The following is a 2,180-nucleotide window of genomic DNA, read 5'->3' as shown; positions in this document are numbered from 1 at the left end:
GCCACGCTGTCCGCGATTTAGCGAAACTGCTGTCCGTCAGTTAGCGAAACCGCTGTCCCGTTTTTGCGAAATACGCACGCAATCGCGCTCACTCGGATAGGCCCAGCGGAAGTTGAGTAGATGTGCCAGAAGCACCTCCCAATGCAACTCCATGTAGGCAAGCAGACGCAGCCAGTCTATCTGATCGTGCTGCTTGAGAATGACATGCGCGATGTCCGCGCCGTCGTAACGGTGCCGCAACTGGACGAAGGCCTTGGACCAGATCAACTCCGTCGGGGCGATGACGCGCGTCGGCGTGCCGAACACTTTGACGCGCGGCGCGGATTCGAACCACTGGTCGTTCACGGGAGCCATGCCATGCCAGAACGCGAAGATCACGTCGAAGAAGTGCTCGTCTTGGAAGACTTTGCCGAGCCAGCGTTCATCCTCGATTGCGACACTGTATCCGAGGTTCTGAAAGTGGTCGAGAATACGGGGATAGTCAGTCGGCTTGCACACGATATCGAGATCTTTGGTCGCGCGCACCACGCCGGTATAGGCGCTCAGCGCATACGTGCCTGCCAACAGAAACGGAAGATCGAGCTTCGCGAGCTCGCGCAAGGCCTGGGCGTAGAACAGCTCAGCGCGGGCCGATGGCGCAGTCGGCTCGGCGGCCGCATCGACCGTCCCTGTTGATCCAGCGGTCGTTCTGATCTCCTTCGCCATGGATAATCAATCGAAGCTCGTCAGCTTCGGCCACTAGGGTGCCTGTTCAACAATTGACCAGACAATGCAAGGTTCCTTTCGCCTATCCGGCGCGCCACCGACTTGAGAAGATCGGCTGCGAAATGCTCCCGAAGGAGCCCGCAGGTCGGCGTCGACGACTTCCGAGCGACCACGGAACAGCAACGCCTGGCCCAATCTGAACATTAACAGTTCGGCGATAGCCGCGACCATCCGGGTTCCAGAACGTTAGTGCTCATCACCGCACTGTCCTTCCGTCATCGGTGATGAGAACGCCATGGCGCTCCCGCCCTTGCCGGAATCGGAAAAGGAGCGCCGTCATGAAAAGACGTGTTTTCAATCAAACACCGCCACCGAATGAGCACTTGGAAGAACAGGCCACACGTCTGCGTAAGGAAGCTCAGGATGTCCCGCCCGGGGTCGAGCGCAAGAAGCTAATCCGCCAGGCACGTAAGGCCGAAGCTGCTGCTCGCATGCAGGAATGGCTTTCCTCCTCCGGCCTACAGCCACCCAAATAGCGCCATGTCGCAACCCAAGACGGATCTCTCCAGAAGCACCGAGGAGGTAACAACATGAGGCTACACGTCCCCGACGAATTTTCCACCAAGTTGATCGACTGCAGTCCGATCATGGGCAACGCGATGCCACCCAGAGATCCGGAGGAAGAAGAGGACGAGGAGGAAGAAGAGGAAGAGAACCACGCCGATGAACTGCCGGTCGTGCGCGAGCCGGACGAAGAATGAGCGACGGAGCGAGAAAGCTCCGATTGCTCTTGCGAGGAGCAACATTGCCATCCATCTATCGTCAGCCCACGACAGCAGGGCCTCCGCGATATTCCTGGCCGAGATGTTGAGTCTTCCAGCCCCGAGGCACTGAGGACCATTTCAGCTCTGGGGCATCTCCGCCCTCCCCTCCGAATGAGGCAACTGAACGCCAGAGCTTCATGAAGTAGCGGAGACCGTGCTGATGATGGCGGAGCTCGGTGCCATCGCGGTGCGAAGGAAGCGAACGAATTCGCAGCCTATATTGCCCTTAGCTATTGCCCTTAGGGCGCGCGCTGCCGCGATCAAGATCGGCTAGCCGGATCGACCCCGGGTCGACAGTGGGTCGCGTTTTTGTGGCTCAAATGTCGACCCGGCATCGGCACAGAGACACACTGGGGGCTAGCAGGACGGGGGCACGATGCGTGGTCACCATCCAGCGAACGCGATCGTTAAAAATCGTAGTTTGCGTACAAAATCGTGGCCCGCAGTAGCGGGGGAGCGCAGCCGCCTTTCCCTCACCAGCCAAACCTGCGATATCTCATCCAATCGTTTTGAGGCAGTTCACCCGCTCAGCTCTTACACTCTTGGATATCCACGTCAAAGGTGACGAAGTATCGAGTCGTTCGTGAAGAACTGGCGCCGGCGCCCGGCTTAAGCGGTGTTTCGAGCCGGGACGGTCTCGAAGAAGGCTCG

The 2,180-nt window shown here is 58.9% G+C and carries 3 protein-coding genes; 2 read left to right on the top strand and 1 reads right to left on the bottom strand.

The features are described 5' to 3' along the window. Positions 1–36: 36 nt before the first annotated feature. Positions 37–705: a nucleotidyltransferase family protein gene (locus Q2M23_RS43445; RefSeq protein ID WP_316399493.1), complete on the bottom strand. Its 669-nt coding sequence runs from the start codon at positions 703–705 to the stop codon at positions 37–39. A gap of 338 nt (positions 706–1,043) precedes the next feature. Here Q2M23_RS43445 and Q2M23_RS43440 point away from each other — a divergent pair, with 338 nt between their 5' ends. Both Q2M23_RS43440 and Q2M23_RS43435 read left to right on the top strand, forming a co-directional pair. Then, the gene (locus tag Q2M23_RS43440; protein WP_316399492.1) at positions 1,044–1,241 is read left to right on the top strand and encodes a hypothetical protein; all 198 of its coding nucleotides are present in this window, start codon (positions 1,044–1,046) and stop codon (positions 1,239–1,241) included. 54 nt (positions 1,242–1,295) lie between these two features. Further along, positions 1,296–1,466: a hypothetical protein gene (locus Q2M23_RS43435; protein WP_316399491.1), complete on the top strand. Its 171-nt coding sequence runs from the start codon at positions 1,296–1,298 to the stop codon at positions 1,464–1,466. Positions 1,467–2,180 lie beyond the last annotated feature (714 nt).

It is taken from the genome of Bradyrhizobium sp. 33ap4 (assembly GCF_032654765.1).
Lineage (GTDB): Bacteria > Pseudomonadota > Alphaproteobacteria > Rhizobiales > Xanthobacteraceae > Bradyrhizobium > Bradyrhizobium australafricanum.
The sequence above is the reverse complement of the archived record's forward strand: the minus strand, read 5'-3'. Positions and strand labels throughout refer to the sequence as shown.

Coding starts and splice junctions, on each gene's coding strand:
- Q2M23_RS43445 (WP_316399493.1), bottom strand. CDS start 705: ATGGCGAAGGAGATCAGAACGACCGCTGGATCAACAGGGACGGTCGAT.
- Q2M23_RS43435 (WP_316399491.1), top strand. CDS start 1,296: ATGAGGCTACACGTCCCCGACGAATTTTCCACCAAGTTGATCGACTGC.
- Q2M23_RS43440 (WP_316399492.1), top strand. CDS start 1,044: ATGAAAAGACGTGTTTTCAATCAAACACCGCCACCGAATGAGCACTTG.